The 18,403-nt window shown below is 71.7% G+C and carries 17 protein-coding genes, 3 tRNA genes and 1 pseudogene; 6 read left to right on the forward strand and 15 right to left on the reverse strand.

Annotated features, from left to right (window positions below):
• Positions 1-748: 748 nt before the first annotated feature.
• The 7 genes from ABZ404_RS15930 to ABZ404_RS15960 form a co-directional block, all read right to left on the reverse strand.
• Complete coding sequence (locus tag ABZ404_RS15930) at positions 749-2,218, reverse strand: DHA2 family efflux MFS transporter permease subunit (protein WP_358836038.1); 1,470 nt, start codon at positions 2,216-2,218, stop codon at positions 749-751.
• Positions 2,219-2,556: 338 nt separating this feature from the next.
• On the reverse strand, positions 2,557-3,123 hold the full coding sequence (locus tag ABZ404_RS15935; protein WP_358836036.1) for a helix-turn-helix domain-containing protein: 567 nt from the start codon (positions 3,121-3,123) through the stop codon (positions 2,557-2,559).
• 164 nt (positions 3,124-3,287) lie between these two features.
• Positions 3,288-3,722 (reverse strand): MaoC family dehydratase, encoded by a 435-nt coding sequence (locus ABZ404_RS15940; RefSeq protein ID WP_358836035.1) that lies wholly within the window; start codon positions 3,720-3,722, stop codon positions 3,288-3,290.
• 2 nt (positions 3,723-3,724) lie between these two features.
• Entirely contained in the window at positions 3,725-4,177 is a 453-nt protein-coding gene (locus tag ABZ404_RS15945) for a MaoC family dehydratase N-terminal domain-containing protein (RefSeq protein ID WP_358836037.1), read from the reverse strand.
• A gap of 172 nt (positions 4,178-4,349) precedes the next feature.
• The gene (rpmG, locus tag ABZ404_RS15950) at positions 4,350-4,514 is read right to left on the reverse strand and encodes a 50S ribosomal protein L33 (protein WP_003956487.1); all 165 of its coding nucleotides are present in this window, start codon (positions 4,512-4,514) and stop codon (positions 4,350-4,352) included.
• Between the two features lie 98 nt (positions 4,515-4,612).
• Positions 4,613-4,685: transfer RNA gene (locus ABZ404_RS15955), tRNA-Met, on the reverse strand.
• 44 nt (positions 4,686-4,729) lie between these two features.
• Positions 4,730-4,802, reverse strand: a tRNA-Thr gene (locus ABZ404_RS15960).
• 312 nt (positions 4,803-5,114) lie between these two features.
• Here ABZ404_RS15960 and ABZ404_RS15965 point away from each other — a divergent pair.
• Positions 5,115-6,380: an amidohydrolase family protein gene (locus ABZ404_RS15965; RefSeq protein WP_358836034.1), complete on the forward strand. Its 1,266-nt coding sequence runs from the start codon at positions 5,115-5,117 to the stop codon at positions 6,378-6,380.
• 198 nt (positions 6,381-6,578) lie between these two features.
• Positions 6,579-7,235, forward strand: a complete 657-nt coding sequence (locus ABZ404_RS15970; RefSeq protein ID WP_358836033.1) for an SDR family oxidoreductase — start codon at positions 6,579-6,581, stop codon at positions 7,233-7,235.
• A gap of 63 nt (positions 7,236-7,298) precedes the next feature.
• Here the strand turns inward: ABZ404_RS15970 and ABZ404_RS15975 are convergent, their stop codons facing one another.
• Together ABZ404_RS15975 and ABZ404_RS15980 are read right to left on the reverse strand one after the other, a co-directional pair.
• Positions 7,299-8,108: a hypothetical protein gene (locus tag ABZ404_RS15975; RefSeq protein ID WP_358836032.1), complete on the reverse strand. Its 810-nt coding sequence runs from the start codon at positions 8,106-8,108 to the stop codon at positions 7,299-7,301.
• Between the two features lie 879 nt (positions 8,109-8,987).
• Positions 8,988-9,069 (reverse strand) — tRNA-Tyr (locus ABZ404_RS15980).
• Between the two features lie 194 nt (positions 9,070-9,263).
• Here ABZ404_RS15980 and ABZ404_RS15985 point away from each other — a divergent pair.
• The 3 genes and pseudogenes from ABZ404_RS15985 to ABZ404_RS15995 all read left to right on the forward strand — a co-directional run bounded on the left by ABZ404_RS15985 (position 9,264) and on the right by ABZ404_RS15995 (position 11,223).
• On the forward strand, positions 9,264-9,752 hold the full coding sequence (locus ABZ404_RS15985; protein ID WP_101389577.1) for a YajQ family cyclic di-GMP-binding protein: 489 nt from the start codon (positions 9,264-9,266) through the stop codon (positions 9,750-9,752).
• A gap of 145 nt (positions 9,753-9,897) precedes the next feature.
• Positions 9,898-10,398: pseudogene (locus tag ABZ404_RS15990) on the forward strand (methylated-DNA--[protein]-cysteine S-methyltransferase); the annotation flags it as partial.
• Positions 10,399-10,557: 159 nt separating this feature from the next.
• On the forward strand, positions 10,558-11,223 hold the full coding sequence (locus tag ABZ404_RS15995; RefSeq protein WP_358836031.1) for an alpha-ketoglutarate-dependent dioxygenase AlkB: 666 nt from the start codon (positions 10,558-10,560) through the stop codon (positions 11,221-11,223).
• Between the two features lie 100 nt (positions 11,224-11,323).
• Here the strand turns inward: ABZ404_RS15995 and ABZ404_RS16000 are convergent, their stop codons facing one another.
• Positions 11,324-11,596 (reverse strand): GlsB/YeaQ/YmgE family stress response membrane protein, encoded by a 273-nt coding sequence (locus ABZ404_RS16000; RefSeq protein WP_358836030.1) that lies wholly within the window; start codon positions 11,594-11,596, stop codon positions 11,324-11,326.
• A gap of 134 nt (positions 11,597-11,730) precedes the next feature.
• Between ABZ404_RS16000 and ABZ404_RS16005 the strand changes: the two genes are divergently transcribed.
• Positions 11,731-12,960, forward strand: coding sequence for an APC family permease (locus tag ABZ404_RS16005; RefSeq protein ID WP_358990469.1), 1,230 nt, complete (start codon positions 11,731-11,733; stop codon positions 12,958-12,960).
• A gap of 217 nt (positions 12,961-13,177) precedes the next feature.
• Here ABZ404_RS16005 and ABZ404_RS16010 read toward each other — a convergent pair whose 3' ends face one another.
• The 5 genes from ABZ404_RS16010 to ABZ404_RS16030 all read right to left on the reverse strand — a co-directional run bounded on the left by ABZ404_RS16010 (position 13,178) and on the right by ABZ404_RS16030 (position 18,402).
• Positions 13,178-13,567, reverse strand: coding sequence for a YccF domain-containing protein (locus ABZ404_RS16010; RefSeq protein WP_358834930.1), 390 nt, complete (start codon positions 13,565-13,567; stop codon positions 13,178-13,180).
• A complete protein-coding gene (htpX, locus tag ABZ404_RS16015; RefSeq protein ID WP_358834929.1) occupies positions 13,564-14,427 on the reverse strand; it encodes a zinc metalloprotease HtpX in 864 nt (287 codons plus the stop codon). The genes ABZ404_RS16010 and htpX overlap by 4 nt, the downstream gene beginning before the upstream one ends.
• A gap of 148 nt (positions 14,428-14,575) precedes the next feature.
• Entirely contained in the window at positions 14,576-15,031 is a 456-nt protein-coding gene (locus ABZ404_RS16020; RefSeq protein ID WP_358834928.1) for an MscL family protein, read from the reverse strand.
• A 171-nt stretch (positions 15,032-15,202) separates the two neighbouring features.
• Entirely contained in the window at positions 15,203-16,852 is a 1,650-nt protein-coding gene (locus ABZ404_RS16025; protein WP_358834927.1) for an NADH-quinone oxidoreductase subunit N, read from the reverse strand.
• A complete protein-coding gene (locus tag ABZ404_RS16030) occupies positions 16,849-18,402 on the reverse strand; it encodes an NADH-quinone oxidoreductase subunit M (protein WP_358834933.1) in 1,554 nt (517 codons plus the stop codon). Before ABZ404_RS16030 ends, ABZ404_RS16025 begins: the two co-directional genes overlap by 4 nt.
• Position 18,403: the final 1 nt, after the last annotated feature.

The following is an 18,403-nucleotide window of genomic DNA, read 5'->3' on the forward strand; positions in this document are numbered from 1 at the left end:
GCGGGGTGGCCGCGCCCCTGTTCGGCCGGGGGATGCGTCTGCGAGCCGGAGGTGGGCTGGTCGCGCAGTTCCCCGCGCCCCTGTTCGGCTGGGGATTCGCCTGCGGGCCGGGGGCGGGGCGGCCGCGCCCCTGTTCGGCTGGGGATTCGCCTGCGGGCCGGTGGAGGGCTGGTCGCGCAGTTCCCCGCGCCCCTTATCGGCCGGAGATTCGTCTGCGGGCCGGTGGAGGGCTGCTCGCGCAGTTCCCCGCGCCCCTTATCGGGCCGGAGATTCGCCTGCGAGCCGGTGGAGGGTTGCTCGCGCAGTTCCCCGCGCCCCTGTTCGGCCGGAGGTTCGTCTGCGGGTGTGCTGTGGCCGGTCGCGCAGTTCCTCGCGCCCCCGAAGGGGCGGGGGTCGTCTGCGGGCCGTCTGTGGCTGAGCGCGCAGTTCCCCGCGCCCCTAGGTAGTTAGGGGCGCGGGGAACTGCGCGAGCAACCCAGCACGGTCCGCAGACGAAAGAAGCGGGGTGCAGGGGCCGCAGGCCTCGCAAAGGGGGGTGCGAGGGCGTAGCCCCGCCGAGGGAGTCGGGAGCGTAGCCCCGCCGAGGGAGTCGGGAGCGTAGCCCCGCCGAGGGAGTCGGGAGCGTAGCCCCGCCGAGGGAGTCGGGAGCGCAGCCGTCGGGCAACGCGTCTCGGGCCCCGCCGCCCCCGGAGGGTTCAGGGAAGGGGCGGGGTGGGGGAAATTCAACCCCCGGCCCGCCCCCCACACCTCACCCCACCAACACCTCCCCCCGAACCTCCCCCACAGAATCCGCCCCGGAACCGACACCGGCACCGGCACCCGAATCAGCACCGGCCCCCGACCCTCGCCCCGGCAAACACCCCGCACTGACCGCCGCCAACGCCACCACCCCCGCACCAACCCACAGCGCCGGCTGCAACCCGTCCACGAAGGCCGACGCCGAGCCGTACCCGCCCTGGGCGGAGAACACCGCCGCCAGGACCGCGACACCCAGCGCCCCGCCCACCTCCCGCAGCGCGTTGTTCGCCCCGGACGCGATCCCCTGCTCGGACGGCCGCACGCTCGACATCACCAGGTTCGCGGCAGGCGCGAAGTACAGCGCCATCCCGACCCCGCTGACCGTCATGGCCGGCAGCTGCGTCCCGTACGACACGTCCGGCGACATGATCAGCGCGAACCAGCCGAGCCCGACCGCCTGGAGCGCCAGCCCCACCGTCACCACCGGCCGTCCCCCGATCCGGTCGGAGAGGATGCCCGCGACCGGCGCGACCAGCAGCGGCATCGCGGTCCACGGCAGCATCCGCAGCCCCGCCTCGGTCGGCGAGTAGCCCAGCACGCCCTGGAGGAACTGGCTGAGCAGGAAGATCGAGCCGAACATCCCCACGAACATCAGCAGGCTGGCCAGGTTGATCGCCGAGAACGCCCGGCTCCGGAACAGCCGCATCGGCAGCACCGGCGCCGCGCTGACGACCCCGTGCCAGACGAACGCGCCCAGCAGAGCCGCGCCCCCGACCAGCCCCGTCAGCACCGTCGGGCTGCTCCAGCCGTCCACGTTGCCCCGGATCAGGCTGTAGACGATCCCGAAGAGGCCTCCGCTGGCGAGCACCGTGCCCCGGATGTCGAGTCGCGCCCCGCTCCCGTACGACTCGGCGAGCCGCAGCCGCGCCAGCGGCAGCACGGCCACCCCGAGCGGAACGTTCAGCCAGAAGATCCACTGCCAGGAGAAGTGCTCGGTCAGTGCCCCGCCGATCAGCGGCCCACTGGCCACGGCGAGGCCGTTGACCGCGCCCCAGATCCCGTACGCCAGGCCCCGCTTCGCCACCGGCACGGCCGCCGTGAGCAGCGTGAGGGTGAGCGGCATCATGATCGCGGCGCCGACGCCCTGGACCGCCCGCGCGGCGACCAGCCCGTCGATCCCGGGTGCCAGCGCCGCCGCGGCGGACGCGCCGGTGAAGATCGTCAGTCCGACGAGGAAGAGCTTGCGCCGCCCGAACCGGTCCCCCAGCGCCGCCCCGAACATCAGCAGGACGGCGAAGGTGAGCGTGTACGCGCTCACCGTCCACTCCAGGTCGTCCAGCGCCCCGCCCAGGTCCTCGCGGATCGACGGCAGCGCGGTGGTGACGACGAGGTTGTCGAGCGCCGCCATGAACCCGGCGATGCTGGTGATCACCAGCGCCCACACCGCTCCCCCACGCCGACCGGCCCCCTCCCCGGCCACCACCTCCGGCGCGGTCCCCTGCGAAGTTCCCTGCAAGGGCCCCTGATCAGCCTCTCGCTCAGGACCGCGCCCGGACCCCTGCCCGGACCCCTTCGCGGTCCCCTGGCCCGACCCCTTCGCGCCCTCCCGGCCGGACCCCTGCACGGCCCCCTGGCCGGCCCCCTCCGCAGCCCCCTGCTCGTGCTGCTCGGGTATCTCCCGCTGCTCGGACATCGCTTCCCCGCTTCCCCTGTTCGGTTCCGTTGGTTAGTTATCAGTTACTAACTTTCGAGCCCATACGTATGCGCCGCTCTCCACCAGGAGGTCCGCCGGACCGCCCGGGCAGGAAGGCGAGGGGGCTACTTCTGCAGCCGCCCCTTCACCCGGGCACTCGGGTAGATCTCCTCCCACACTCGGTGCTCGGGCGGAAACCCCATCGCCACCAGCGTGTTGATCAGCATCCCGTACGCCAGGAACGTCGTGGTCTCCTTGTAGCCCTCCAGTGGCACGCTCACCGCGTCCCAGAGCTCCATCCACGCGCGCCGGACGGCCTCGCCGAAGGTGTGGTCGCCCGCCGCCTCGGCCGCGGCGACCGCCACGTACACCTGCATCTGCATGAGCAGCCGCTCGGGCTCCTCCGCGATGACCCGGGTGTACGCGTTCGCCATCGCGTGCACCGCCTCCTCGCCGGTCAGCCCCTGCGAGGCGTCGGCGAACATCCGCACGGTGTCCTCCATGCAGCGACGCGTCGCCGCGAGGAAGATCGCCGGCTTGTTCGGGAAGAGGCGGAACAGGTACGGCTGCGAGACACCCACGCGCTTGGCGATCGCCTCGGTGGACGTCCCGTAGTAGCCGCGGTGAGCGAACTCGCTCATCGCCGCCCGTACGACGCTCTCGCGCCGCTCCTCCGCGCTCATCCTGACCATGCCCACGAAGTTAGTGGCCAATAACTAACTTCGTCAAGCGCTACGACGCCCCGCGCCCGGGAACGGCGAACGGCCGCCGGGCGCTCGCGCTCCCGACGGCCGTTCACTCCCCCTCACGCCCCCTCACGCTGCCGCGCTCCCGCTGCCGCGGGGCGCGCGCCGCGTCACGCCAGCGCGACCACCGCGCGCGACATCCCGAGGACCTTCTGGCCCGCGCTCATCGCCGTCAGATCGACCCGGACCGTCCGTGCCTCGTCGTCCAGCTTGGCCGCGACCTTGGCGCTGACCTCGATCAGCGCGCCCGTCTCGTCGTTCGGCACGACGACCGGCTTGGTGAAGCGCACGCCGTACTCGACGACCGCCGCCGGGTCGCCCACCCAGTCGGTGACCACCCGGATCGCGGACGCCATGGTGAACATGCCGTGCGCGATCACGTCCGGCAGCCCGACCTCCCTGGCGAACTTCTCGTTCCAGTGGATCGGGTTGAAGTCGCCCGAGGCGCCCGCGTACTGCACGAGTGTGGCGCGACTCACGGGAAAGGACTGCGCCGGCAGCTCGGTGCCGGTCTCCACGTCCTCGTAACGGATCTTGGCGCTCATCGTCACTCCCCCTCGGCCGCGCGGGCCACGAGCTTGGTGAAGGCGGTCACGACGTGCTCGCCGGTCTCGTCGTGGACCTCGCCACGGACGTCCAGGATGTCGTTGCCCGCCATGGTCTTGACCGCCTCGATGGTGGAGGTCACCGTGAGCCGGTCCCCCGCCCGCACCGGGCGCGTGTACGCGAACTTCTGGTCGCCGTGCACGACCCGGCTGTAGTCCAGGCCCAGGGCCGGGTCCTGGATCACGACGCCGGCCGCCTTGAACGTGATGGTGAACACGAAGGTCGGCGGCGCGATCACATCGGGGTACCCGAGCGCCTTGGCGGCCTCCGGGTCGAGGTACGCGGGGTTGGTGTCCCCCACGGCCTCGGCGAATTCACGGATCTTCTCCCGGCCGACCTCGTACGGCGCGGTGGGCGGATAGGTCCGCCCCACGAAGGACTGGTCGAGCGCCATGGGCTCGCAACCTCCTGCTGAGTGGTCTGCTGTGATCTGGGCGACGGTGATCCGGGCGACCGTCATCCGGGCGACGGTGGTCCGGGCGACGCGTCGCGACGGGGTACGACGAGAGGCCGCCCCCCGGAACAGGGAACGGCCTCTCGTACGAGCCTGAGTGCTCGACCCGTGATTAGCGGGTCTCGCGGTGCGCGGTGTGCGAGTTGCAGCGCGGGCAGTGCTTCTTCATCTCAAGACGGTCCGGGTTGTTACGCCGGTTCTTCTTGGTGATGTAGTTCCGCTCCTTGCACTCCACGCAGGCCAGCGTGATCTTCGGGCGGACGTCGGTGGCAGCCACGTGAGTGCTCCTTGGACGGACGGTTAGACGGATGAACGCATAAAAGAGTAGCCGATCGGGAGACCGACCCCACAATCGGCTACTGGTGCTACTTTGAGTAGCGGTGACCGGACTTGAACCGGTGACACAGCGATTATGAGCCGCTTGCTCTACCGACTGAGCTACACCGCTTTGATGATCCGGTCCCCGCTTGTGGGCGGGGACCCTCTCACCAGAGCCCCAATACGGAATCGAACCGTAGACCTTCTCCTTACCATGGAGACGCTCTACCGACTGAGCTATTGGGGCGAGCGATGAAGACATTACACGGTCGGCCGCCGATCGCCCAAATCCGTTTCGCCGGGCCGTCATGGAGCCGTCGGAGGGCCCTCGCGTGGCGGGTCCCGCGGGGGGCGCGTGGGGGTCCGGGGACGGGTGGGGCACCCTCCTCGGCCGCTTGCGCCCGGCCCGCCCCAGGCGTCCCGTACGCCACTCGTGGCCACACCGGTACGACTATTGCGCTCCTCCTCGATGCGCGCGGGGCTCGCCCCTAGGCTCTGCTCACGCTGCGTGATCTTGCCCTGAAGGCCCCGTGGGGCCCCGAGGACCACCTGGAGCGCGATGTCCGACAGCCAGCAGCAGCCGGCCCACTCGTCCGGCGCCGGGGACGGCCCCGCCGAGGCCGCCGCCACGCTCCTGCTGTCCGGCGCCCGGCTCGCCGACGGCCGGACCGTGGACGTCCGGCTCGGCGGCGGCCGCATCGAGGCCGTCGGGACCGCGGGCAGCCTCGCGGCGCACTTCTCCAAGGTCGACCTGAACGGCTTCCTGCTGCTCCCGGCGCCCGCCGAGCCGCACGCGCACAGCGACACGGCGCTGACCGCGTTCGGCCCCGAGGGCCCGGTCTCGTACGCCGCCGAGGACGTCCAGCGGCGTGCCACCGAGGCCGCCCTGCTCCAGCTCGGCCACGGCGCGACAGCGCTGCGCTCGCACGTGCGGATCGACGACGTACGGGGGCTGGGGCCGCTGGAGGCCGCTCTGCAGACCCGCCGCTCGCTGCGCGGGCTCGCGGAGCTGAACGTGGTGGCGGTGCCCCGGCTGCTGACCGGGGTCGCGGGCGCCGACGGGCTCGCGATGCTGCGGGACGCGGTGAAGATGGGCGCGTCGGTGGTGGGCGGCTGCCCGGACCTCGACCCGGACCCCGCCGGGTACACGGAGGCCGTCCTGGAGATCGCCGCCGAGCACGGCTGCGCGGTCGACCTCCACACGGACGGCGACGACCCGGCGCGCCTCGCCCGCCTCGCGGCGATGACCGCCGGCCTGCGCCCGGGCGCGGCGATCGGCCCCTGCGCGGGTCTCTCGCGGCTTCCCCAGGAGGCGGCCGCGCGGGCGGCGGACCAGCTCGCGGCGGCGGGCGTCGCGGTGATCTGCCTGCCGCAGGGCGGCTGCGGCATGACGGAACGCCAGGGCACGGGCCGTCAGGGCATGCCTCCCGTACGGCTGCTGAGGGCGGCCGGGGTTCCGGTGGCGGCGGGCGGCGGCGCGCTGCGCGACCTGGCCAACCCGGTGGGCCGGGGCGACCCGTTGGAGGCCGCGTACCTCCTCGCCTCCCAGGCGGGCCTGCGCCCCGAGGACGCCTACGCCGCGGTGAGCACGGCCGCCCGCGAGGCGATGGGGCTGGCCGAGGTCCGCGTGGAGGCGGGCTTCCCGGCGGAGCTCCTGGCCGTACGCGGCGAACGCATCGCGGGCGTGCTGTCCCTGGCGTACAGCCGCATCGTGATCCACCGCGGCCGGGTGGTGGCCCGGACGAGCGCGGTACGGGAGTACTGCGACTCGGCGGCGGTGGTGGCACTCGACCTGCCGCGGCAGTCGCGGATGGACGGGGGGTAGGCGGCGCCTGCGGGCCCGGGTGCCTGGGGGCGCCCGGGGCGCTGGGGTGGGGTGCGGGGCGTGCGGGGATGCGCCGGGGCCCGGGGCGCGGGCGGTGACCCCGAAGGGCGTGCGGGACCGGGTGCGGAGGCGCGGCGGTCACCCCCGAAGGGGCGTGCGGGGACGCGGCGAGCGGCGCGCGGGCGTACGGTCGGGAGCATGCGCATTGTCATCGCAGGAGGTCATGGTCAGATCGCGCTGCGGCTCGAACGGCTGCTGTCGGCGCGCGGGGACGAGGTCGCGGGGATCATCCGCAAGCCGGAACAGGCGGACGACCTGCGGCAGGCGGGCGCCGAGCCCGTCGTCCTCGACCTGGAGTCGGCGTCCGTCGACGAGGTCGCGGCCGTCCTGGCGGGCGCGGACGCCGCGGTCTTCGCGGCGGGCGCGGGCCCGGGCAGCGACGCGGCCCGCAAGGAGACGGTGGACCGTGCGGCGGCGGTCCTGTTCGCGGACGCGGCGGAGCGCGCGGGCGTACGCCGGTACCTGGTCGTCTCCTCCATGGGCGCCGACCCGCGCCACGAGGGCGACGAGGTCTTCGACGCGTATCTGCGGGCCAAGGGCTCGGCCGACGAGGCGGTACGGGCCCGCCCCGGCCTGGACTGGACGATCCTGCGCCCCGGGATGCTGACGAACGACGCCGGCACGGGTCTGATCACCCTGGCCGCGTCGACGGGCCGCGGCCCGATCCCCCGGGACGACGTGGCCGCCCTGCTGGCCGAACTGATCGACACCCCGGCGACGGCGGGCCTGACGCTGGAGGCGATCAGCGGGACGGTGCCGGTGATGGTGGCGGTGAAGGACGTGGCGGGGAACTGACCGTTCCCTGCCCCCGCCCCCTTCCTCCCTCTTCCTCCGCCGCGTCCGCAGTAAGAACCGCCCTTATCGACGCACCCTGGTCTGCTGCTGGTATTCACCGTGGACCTTGACGATTTCCCGGAAGAGTTCCGGAAGATCGGAAAGATCGATGTTCCTGGGATTGGTGGCATAACTGATCAGGCCGAGCAGTCGGTGCAGGATGTCGGCTTCCTGTTGCTGGCGCTCCCAGGCGGGATCGGCGGCCGGCTTGGCGCTCTTGCGCGGGGCGGCGCGAAAGCGCTCGTCCTCGGCGAGGCAGTCCCGCAGCGCCTGCGGCCACACGAGCCGCATGGGCTTCCCCTGGTCCTGCGGGCCGCGTTCGCGGGAGCCCTCCAGCGCGTTGAGTATGCGGGCTTCGTGGGAACGGTCGACGCGCGCCTGGAGCCCGTCGACGGCGGCGAGCCGGGCGGCCAGACCCCGGATCAACTCCCCGTGGCGCAGGGCCCAGTCCCGCTCGGCCCGCCGGCTGCGCTGCTCGCGTACGGACTCGACGCGTTCGTTCTGTGTACGCGGCAGGGTGCCGTCGGCGCGCTGGGCTCGCGTCAGTTGGAGATGGCGGCGCTCCGCCGACTGACGGCCGCTCAGTTCGAGGGCGTCGGCGATGCGTTCCCAGGTGATCCGTTTGGTCCGGGCGAGGGAGATCAGCCGGAGTTCATCGCTTTCCAGCTTGTCCCGGAGCATCCGGATGACCATGAGTGTGGCGAGGATGTCCGTTTCCTCGACATCGGGCTGGATGATCCCCCGGGCCCGCTGGCAGATCCGGTCATAGGCGCGGGCGACTTCCAGCAGCGTGGGCTCGGACGCCGAACTCCCGGACCGGGAATGCCGTCGCACTCCGCCCGGGGATTCCAGTAACCGTCCCCAGGCCCGGTCCCGGTTGTATTCCGCTTCGGGATACTGCGCACGTCGTGCGGCACGTGTCGTCTTCATGACGACTCCCCCTGTCGTCTTTTGGACGACGTATGCGGCGGAGAGTCGTGTTCGGTCGCGCACAGTCGCGAGGTGCCCGGGGCATCCGAGGACCCTTCGATCAGACCTTCGGAAGCCGAGCCTCCCGCCTCCCGGATCAGGCGCGGCCGGCGACGCCACGTGGACCGCAGCAACCCGACGACGACTGCGGTGATCGCGAACATCACCTCAGCTATGTAGTGGGCACCGGCATCCTTGATGACTGAACTCAACATGGCTGAATTCGTGCACGTCACCGACGTGCACTCGCCTCCTCACGGTCTTGGCGGTGCCGTCACACGCCACGCCGGGCCCACATACGCGGGCGTGTCCCCCCACTCCCACGGACCCTTGGCGGCACGGAACGTCAGATAGCGGTTACAGCCCGACGTCGGAGGAAAGTCTGCCGCCCCGGAATCACGCGAACGCCCGCCACAGGACTCACCCCTTCAAGCGCCACCCTTCGCCATGGCCACATAAGGCACATTCCGCCAATACGGGACCCGAGCGCCCCCACAGAAATGTCGTCCGAGAGAGGCGGACCACCCCGCCCAAGCCCGCACTGGGCCGCGCCGAGCGCCCACCGAGAGGGGCGGTGATTCGGGGTACGGGTGAGACTGGTCACCCGCGCCCGACCCCTCCTTCGCATCCCCGCGAACCCTCTGGGGCCTTGCCGAACCCAGTTCCCGGGGTGGCGGCACGCGGACAACGAGAAGACCCCCGCCGAGCTGCGTTTCCGCAGTTCAACGGGGGTCTCACATCGCGTGGCGGCGCCAGGATTCGAACCTGGGTAGGCTAAGCCGACGGATTTACAGTCCGCTCCCATTGGCCACTCGGGCACACCGCCATGGGATGTCGCCGGTGGGAGGCCGCTTTTCGGCGGTGCTCCCTGGCAACGACGTAAACGATACCTGATGACCGGGGGTGCTCCGCCACCCGGTTGATCAGCGCTTCGGGCGGGTGCGGGTGGCTAGGCTTTGGGGCAGCGGTTCGGCAGCCAGGCCGTACCCCCACGCCCCCCGATACAAGGAGCCACAGGACATGGCCGACTCCAGTTTCGACATCGTCTCGAAGGTCGAGCGGCAGGAGGTCGACAACGCCCTCAACCAGGCGGCGAAGGAGATCTCGCAGCGCTACGACTTCAAGAACGTGGGCGCGTCGATCTCTTGGTCCGGCGAGAAGATCCTGATGGAGGCCAACTCCGAGGACCGCGTCAACGCCATCCTCGACGTCTTCCAGACCAAGCTGGTCAAGCGCGGGATCTCGCTCAAGGCGCTGGACGCCGGCGAGCCGCAGCTCTCCGGCAAGGAGTACAAGATCTTCGCCTCCATCGAGGAGGGCATCTCCCAGGAGAACGCCAAGAAGGTCGCCAAGGTCATCCGCGACGAGGGCCCCAAGGGCGTCAAGGCGCAGGTGCAGGGCGAAGAGCTGCGGGTCTCCTCCAAGAGCCGGGACGACCTCCAGGCCGTCCAGGCGCTGCTCAAGGGCAAGGACTTCGACTTCGCGCTCCAGTTCGTGAACTACCGCTGACCCTCGGACGCACTGTCCGATTCCCGCCAGCACGGGCCGGACGGGGGTCGCAGACTCGGTCGCGTACGCAGGGAACTCGTACGTACGGACTCGCACGCGACACGTGTGCGGCTCGTACGACTCGTCGCGAGGAAAGGAACGTGCGATGACGGTCTACGCGACCCTCGACAGCCCGCTGGGGGAACTGCTTCTGGTCGGCGAGGAGTCCGCCACCGCCAACGGCGGGACCGCGCTGGTCTCGCTCTCCATGCCCGGCCAGAAGGGCGCCGCCGTCGTCCGGGACGGCTGGCGGCGGGCGCCGGAGGCCTTCGAGGAGATCGTCCGCCAGCTGCGGGCGTACTTCGACGGTGGGCTCACCCGCTTCGAGATCGAGTACGCCCCCGGCGCGGGCACCGACTTCCAGCGGCGGGTCTGGACGGAGCTGGACTCCATTCCGTACGGGGTCACCACCTCGTACGGGGAGATCGCCCGCCGCATCGGCTCCTCCCCGGTGATGGTGCGCGCGGTCGGCACCGCCATCGGCCGCAACCCCGCCCTGGTCGTCCGCCCCTGCCACCGCGTCATCGGCTCCGACGGCACCCTGAAGGGGTACGCGGCCGGCCTGGCCCGCAAGGAACACCTCCTCGGTCTGGAAGGGGCCCTGGCGGGGGTGGCGGGCCCTCGGGGTGGAGAAGTGGCCGGGGCGGCGCCCGGGAGCCACCCCGGTCCTGGCGATCAGAGCAGCTTCGTCAGCCCCGTCAGCGCCGCTATCTCCATCAGCCCCGTCAGCCCCGTCGGCCCCGGCGGGCTGCGCTAGGCCCGCCCGATGAGCGACGCCCTGTTCCCCCGGCCCCGTACCGTCGTCGCCCCCGGCGCCGTGCACGTGCCGGGGTGGCTGCCGCCCGAACGGCAACGGGAGCTGGTCGCCGCCTGCCGGGAGTGGGCGCGGGGGCCCGTCCCCATCCGGTACACCGTGCTGCCGGGCGGTGGCGTCATGTCCGTGCAGACCGTCTGCGTCGGCTGGCACTGGCAGCCCTACCGGTACACCCGCACCGCCGGTGACGTGAACGGCCGGCCCGTCGCCCCTTTCCCCGACTGGCTCGCCGCGCTCGGCCGCGCCGCCGTGGCCGACGCCTACGACGACCCCGCCGCGGGGGACGGCTACTCCCCCGACACCGCGCTGATCAACTTCTACGACGGCGACGCGCGCATGGGGATGCACCAGGACAAGGACGAGCGGTCCGGCGCGCCCGTGGTCTCCCTGAGCATCGGCGACAGCTGCCTCTTCCGCTTCGGCAACACCGAGGACCGGGGCCGCCCCTACACCGATGTCGAGTTGGCCTCGGGCGACCTCTTCGTCTTCGGCGGCCCCTCGCGCTTCGCCTACCACGGCGTCCCGAAGGTCCTGCCCGGCACGGGCGACCCGTCGACGACCGGACTGGCCACGGGCCGACTCAATCTGACCCTCCGTGAGACCGGCCTGAAGGGCTGACCGCGCGCAGGGCTGGTCGGCCGGAGGGCCGGCAAGCTGGATGCCTGGTCTGAAGGGCCGGCACGCTGAAGGGCTCGTCGGCTGAAGGGCTGCGGCTGGCTCAGCGGCGGTCGCGCGAGTTGCCGAAGAGTATGCGGTAGGCGATCAGCAGCACGAGCGAGCCGCCGACCGCCGCCGCCCAGGTGGCGCCGTCGTAGAAGTGGTGGGCGACGGGACGGTCCAGCCAGCGTGCCGAGATCCAGCCGCCGACGAACGCGCCCGCTATCCCGATGACCGTCGTGCCGATCAGACCGCCCGGATCCCGCCCGGGGAGCAGGATCTTGGCGATGACTCCGGCGAGCAGGCCGAGGAGGATCCAGCTGACGATGCTCATGTCCTGAACCTGCCTTCGTGCGATGCCGACCCACGAGGGGCCGTCTCATGTCGTGTGCGTGTGTCCTGTGGGGTCGTCCTGGAGGACGTGGCCCTCGTGGGGCGCGGTTGCGCCCGGTGGCTAGGGTGCGGCGCATGACACAGGAACTGCGCCGCACGCTCGGCGTCTTCGACGCCGTGGTCATCGGCCTGGGCTCGATGGTCGGCGCGGGGATCTTCGCCGCCCTCGCCCCCGCCGCGCACGCGGCCGGGACCGGGCTGCTGGCCGCGCTGGCGCTGGCCGCGGCCGTCGCGTACTGCAACGCCATGGCCTCGGCGCGCCTCGCCGCCCGCTATCCCGCGTCCGGCGGCACGTATGTGTACGGGCGTGAGCGGCTGGGGCCGTTCTGGGGGTATCTGGCGGGCTGGGGGTTCGTCGTCGGCAAGACCTCCTCGTGTGCAGCGATGGCTCTGACCGTGGGTGCCTATGTCTGGCCGGGACAGGCCCACTTGGTGGCGGTCGTGGCCGTGGTGGCGCTGACCGCCGTCAACTACGGGGGCGTGCGGAAGTCGGCGTGGGTGACGCGGGCGATCGTGGCGCTGGTGCTCGCGGTCCTCGCGGCGGTGGTGGCGGCGTGCCTGGGGTCGTCCAGCGCCGGGCACCCGGACGTCGGGCTGTCCGGGGGCGGGGCAGGGCTGCTCCAAGCGGCGGGGCTGCTCTTCTTCGCGTTCGCCGGGTACGCCCGGATCGCCACGCTCGGTGAGGAGGTGCGTGATCCGGCCCGGACGATCCCGCGCGCCGTTCCCCTGGCGCTCGGCATCGCGCTGGTCGTCTATGTCTGTGTCGCGGTCGCTGTCCTTTCCGTGCTGGGCGCGGGCGGGCTGGGGTCGGCCACGGCGCCGCTCGCCGACGCGGTGCGGGCGGCGGGCGCGCCGGGGCTGGTGCCGGTGGTGCGGGCCGGGGCGGCGGTCGCCGCGCTCGGGTCCCTGCTGGCGCTGGTGCTGGGTGTCTCGCGCACGGTCCTCGCGATGGCCAGGGACGGCCATCTGCCGGGCGCGCTGGCCGCCGTACACCCCCGGTTCCGGGTGCCGCACCGGGCCGAGGTCGCGGTGGGCGCCGTGGTGGCGGTGCTGGCGGCGACGGCCGATCTGCGCGGGGCGATCGGCTTCTCGTCGTTCGGCGTGCTGGTCTATTACGCGATCGCCAACGCGTCGGCCTGGACCCTGGGGCCGGGCCGCGGCGGGCGGCCGCTCGCGGCCTGCGGACTGGCCGGTTGCCTGCTGCTCGCCTTCGCGCTCCCGCCGTCGTCGGTGGCGGCGGGCAGCGCGGTGCTGGCCGTGGGGGCGGTCGCGTACGCAGTGCGGGGGCGTCTGCGCTCGCGGTGAGCAGGGGCCGCCGAGGCGTGGCCCCCCACGCCCCCCTGCCCCCTCGCGCGGCCGCGCCGCGCGCGCCTCATATTCGGCCGTGGAACCCGGCCGCGTACCGCTGGGACACCTTCTCGTTCTCGGTCATGGCCCCATGGTGGCCCAGACCGCCGACAATCGGGCCGGAGCTACTCTGACCTGCCCTTTTCCCTGTGGATAACTTTTTTCGCCGGTTCGGCTACCGGTAGAACGGCTGGTCCGTCGGCACGATCTGCTTGCCCAGCGGGAGCAGTGAGACCGGGATCAGCTTGAAGTTCGCGATGCCCAGCGGGATTCCGATGATCGTGACGCACAGCACGAAGCCCGTGACGATGTGGCCGAGCGCCAGCCACCAGCCCGCCAGGACCAGCCAGAGCACATTGCCGACGCAGGACGCGGCGCCGGCGTCCCGCCGGTCCACCACCGTGTATCCGAACGGCCAGAGCGCGTACAGGCCGATGCGGAAGGCCGCCAGGCCGAAGGGGATGCCGATGATCGTGACGCAGAGCAGGACGCCTGCGAGCAGATAGCCCAGGAACAGCCAGAAGCCGCACAGGACCAGCCAAATGACGTTCAGGATTGTCTTCACGGGCGGCGACCTGCCATCTGTTCGAGTCGGGCGATGCGCTCCGCCATCGGCGGATGTGTCGAGAACATCTTGGAGACACCCTGTCCCGGGCGGAAGGGGTTGGCGATCATCATGTGGCTCGCGGTCTCGAGCCGTGGTTCGGGCGGCAGCGGCAGTTGCTTCGTGCCCGCGTCGAGCTTGCGCAGGGCGCTGGCGAGGGCCAGGGGGTCGCCGGTCAGCTGCGCCCCCGAGGCGTCCGCCTCGTACTCGCGCGAGCGGCTGATCGCCAGTTGGATGACGGACGCCGCCAGCGGGCCCAGGATCATGATCAGCAGCATGCCGAAGATCCCCGGGCCGTCGTCGTCGTTGGACCGGCCCACCGGGATCAGCCAGGCGAAGTTCACCAGGAACATGATCACGGAGGCGAGGGCTCCGGCCACCGATGAGATCAGGATGTCCCGGTTGTACACATGGCTGAGCTCATGGCCGAGCACTCCCCGCAGCTCGCGCTCGTCGAGGATCTGGAGGATCCCTTCCGTGCAGCACACCGCCGCGTTGCGGGGGTTGCGGCCGGTCGCGAAGGCGTTCGGCGCCTGGGTCGGCGAGATGTACAGGCGGGGCATCGGCTGACGCGCCGCCGTCGACAGCTCGCGGACCATCCGGTACAGCCCGGGCGCCTCGAACTCGCTGACCGGGCGGGCGCGCATGGCCCGCAGGGCCAGTTTGTCGCTGTTCCAGTACGCGTACGCGTTGGTGCCCAGCGCCACGAGCAGCGCGACGATCAGCCCCGTACGCCCGAAGAAGCTGCCGATGACGATGATGAGCGCGGACAGTCCTCCGAGAAGGAGGGCGGTCCTCAGCCCGTTGTGCCGGCGGTGCACGGTACGCCCTCCAAGTGGTGCGGCAGGGGAACCCTTTGCCTGATGGTCCTTCCACTTTCCAGTGGACGCTCCCGTACTGGTCAACGCCAGACGAGGTCCGCTGGTTCCCTTGTGCTCGCCGGAGGGCGCCCTACTCCGTACGGGTGGGTCAGCGCGGCGCGGGCAGTCCGGCGAGTTCCAGCGCCTTCGGGTCGGGCTCCAGCTCGCTGGTGCAGTGCGGGCAGCGGGAGGCGACGCCCGGGATCTGGCTGAAGCAGCGGGGGCAGTCGCGCAGGGCGGCCTTGATGTCGACCGGCTTGTCGCGGTCGAACCGTGCCTGCACCTTCATCATCGGGACGACGACCAGGAAGTAGAGCACCGCGGCGGTGACGAGGAAGGCGATGGCCGCGCTGATGAACTTCCCGTAGGGGAACTGAACGCCCTCGACCGTGAACCTCGCCGCGGTGAAGTCGCCCGTCGACCGGGTGGCGAGGCCGATGAGCGGGGTGATGAAGGCGGTGCTGAAGCCGGTGACGACGGCGGTGAACGCCGAGCCGACCGCCAGACCGACGGCCATCGTCACTATGTTCCCGCGAAGGATGAAGTCCTTGAACCCGCTCAGCACCGCTCTGGCTCCTACTCGTCTCCGGCTCCGGCCGCCGGTCGTCGACCGTCCGCCGTACGGGCACGCGTGCGCCCGCGTGCGCGTGTATGACAGTGCCCTGCCGGGGCCCCGAAGTTCAAACCCGCTGCCCGGCCGGTGACCGCGAGGGGCCGGACGGGCAGGGGCGGCCTCTCAGAAGAGGTTGATGGACGCGAAGTGCAGGGCCACCTGGGGCATGCCCGAGAGCCCGACGCCGGCGAGCGCGGTGAGCGCGATGGCGGCGGCGAGGGGAGCCGGGACGCGGGGGCGCGCCACGGTCACTCCCGCGGCACCGGCGCCGGAGAGCACCGGCCGGTCCGGTCCTGCGCCCGTCGCCCCGGCCGCCGCGGTGCCCGCCACCACGGCCTCGGCCCCCTCCAGGGGAGCCTCGGCCTCCTCCGGCGCGCGGAACAGTACGGCGGTCCACCGCAGGTAGTAGTACAGGGCGATCACGACGTTGAACGCCATGACGACCGCCAGCCAGCCCAGACCCGCGTCGACCGCCGTCGCGAAGACCGTCACCTTGGCGAACAGGCCGATGATGCCCGGCGGCAGACCCGCCAGGCAGAGCAGGAAGAAGCCGAGCGCGAGCGCCACGAGGGGGCGTTCGGCGTAGAGGCCGCGGTAGTCGGCGAGACGGTTCAGCGGCCGGGTCCGGGCGATCAGCGCGGCCACCGCGAAGGCGCCGAGGTTCACCGCGGCGTACATCAGGGCGTACGCGACGGTCGCGCCGACCTGGGCGTCGCTGGAGTAGCCCGCGGCGGCGATCGGCACCAGCAGGTAGCCGGCCTGGCCGACGGAGGACCAGGCGAGCAGCCGGATCGCGCTGTACGCGCGCGTGGCCGACTGCCGCAGCGCGCCCACGTTGCCGACGGTCATGGTCAGTGCCGCGACGACGGCGAGCGCCGGGCCCCACACGTCCGCGTACGCCGGGAAGGCGATGACGGCCACCAGGATGAGGCCGGAGAAGCCGACGGCCTTGCCGACGACCGAGAGGTAGGCGGCGACCGGCAGGGGCGCGCCCACGTAGGTGTCGGGGACCCAGAAGTGGAAGGGGACGGCGGCCGTCTTGAAGGCGAAGCCCACCAGGGTGAGCGCGACGCCGGTCTGGGCGACGGTGTCGAGCTGGTAGGGCATGTCGGCCAGGCGGTCGGCGATCTGGGTGAGGTGCAGGGTGCCGGTCGCCGCGTACACGAAGCTGACGCCGAGCAGCATCACCGCGGTCGCGGTCACCGAGGAGAGGAAGAACTTGAGGGCCGACTCCGAGGACAGCCGGTCGCCCCGCTTGAGGCCGACGAGCGCGAAGGCAGGCAGGGAGGCCACTTCCAGGGCGACGACCAGGGTGGCCAGGTCGCGCGAGGCGGGGAGCATCGCCGCGCCGGCGGCCGAGGAGAGCAGCAGGAACCAGAACTCGCCCGCGGGCAGCTTCTCCTTGTCCTCAGGGGGTTCCGTCATCGACAGCAGCGCGGTGAGGAGCGCGCCTGCGAGCACCAGGAACTGGAGGACCAGCGTGAAGCGGTCGACGGTGTAGCTGCACGCCTCGGGGTTGGCGGTGAGGCAGAAGGTGGAACGCGCCGACCTGCGGTGGAGCGGGATGAGGAGGAGCAGGGCGGCGCCGAGTCCGGCGATCGCGATCCCGCCGAGCAGCGGCTTGCGCTCCCGCGGCAGGAAGAGGTCGGCGACCAGCACGATCAGCGCGACGGACGCGGTGATCACCGGCGGGGAGATCGCGAGCCAGTCGACGGACTGGACGACGCTTGCGGCGCCGGTGACGGATGCGGCGCTTGCGGCGGCCACGGTCACGACTTGCCTCCTGCGAGGAGCTTGTGGACGGCCGGATCGGTGAGGCCGAGGAGGACCGCGGGCCAGAGGCCGGCGAGGACGGTGAGGGCGACCAGCGGGCTCCAGGAGGCGGCTTCGTACCCCTGGACGTCCACCAGGCGGAGCTCCTGGCGGTCCTCCGGCGCGCCCATGCAGACGCGGCGGACGACGACGAGCAGATACGCGGCGGTGAGCAGCGTGCCGACGGCCGCGATCGCCATGAAGGTGAGGAAGGCGGGGCGGCTGAGGCCGTCGGCGGGATCGAACGCGCCGAACATGGCCAGCATCTCGCCCCAGAACCCGGCGAGGCCCGGCAGTCCGAGCGAGGCGACCGCGGCGAAGGCCAGCAGGCCGCCCAGGCGCGGGGCCCGGCCGTAGAGCGCGGCCCCGGTGGCGCCGGAGAGGGTATCCAGGTCGGCCGTGCCGTACCGGTCCTTCAGGGCGCCGACGAGGAAGAAGAGCAGGCCGGTGATGAGGCCGTGGGCGATGTTGGCGAAGAGCGCGCCGTTGACGCCGGTGGGGCTCATGCTCGCGATGCCGAGGAGCACGAAGCCCATGTGGCCGACCGAGGAGTACGCGATGAGGCGCTTCAGGTCGCCCTTGTTCCCGCGCTTGGCCAGGGCGAGGCACGCCAGCGAGCCGTAGATGATCCCGGCGACGGCGAAGGCGGCCAGATACGGGGCGAACCGGTGCATTCCATCGGGGGCGATGGGGAGGACGATCCGGACGAATCCATACGTACCCATCTTCAGCAGCACGCCGGCCAGCAGCACCGACCCGACGGTCGGCGCGGCGGTGTGCGCGTCCGGCAGCCAGCTGTGCAGGGGCCACATCGGGGTCTTCACCGCGAGCCCGATCCCGATCGCCAAAACGGCGATGACCTGCACCGATGTGGTCATCCCCCGGCCGTTGTCAGTGGCGAGTGCCACCATGTCGAAGGTGCCGGTCTTCAGCCCGATCAGCAGCAGGCCGAGCAGCATGACGACGGAGCCGAGCAGGGTGTAGAGGATGAACTTCCAGGCGGCCGCCTGCCGTTGGTCGCCGCCCCAGCGGGCGATCAGGAAGTACATCGGGATGAGGACCATCTCGAAGGCGAGGAAGAACAGCAGCAGGTCGAGGACGGCGAAGGTAGCGAGGGTGCCGGCCTCCAGGACGAGCAGCAGGGCGACGAAAGCTCGCGGGGACGGGCCCGCGGGCATCTTGAAGTAGCTGTACAGCGCGCAGAGGAAGGTCAGCAGCGCGGTCAGGACGAGAAGGGGGAGGGAGATGCCGTCGATGCCGAGGTGGATCCGCACGTTCAGCGTGGGAATCCACTTGATGTCCGTCGTGGCCTGCATCGTCGATGCCTGGTCGCGGTCGAAGCCGAGCGCCAGGACGATGGCCGCGAGCAGGATCGCGCCGGTGACCGTCACACCGTGGCGGAGCACGGCCTGGCCGGGGGACTTCCCCTTCAGTCCGGGCGGGGCGGGCAGCAGCGCCGCCACCGCGCCGAGGAGCGGGCCGGCCACGATGAACGCGAGAAGGAACTGCATC

Source organism: Streptomyces sp. NPDC005878 (assembly GCF_040629815.1).
Classification (GTDB): Bacteria; Actinomycetota; Actinomycetes; order Streptomycetales; family Streptomycetaceae; genus Streptomyces.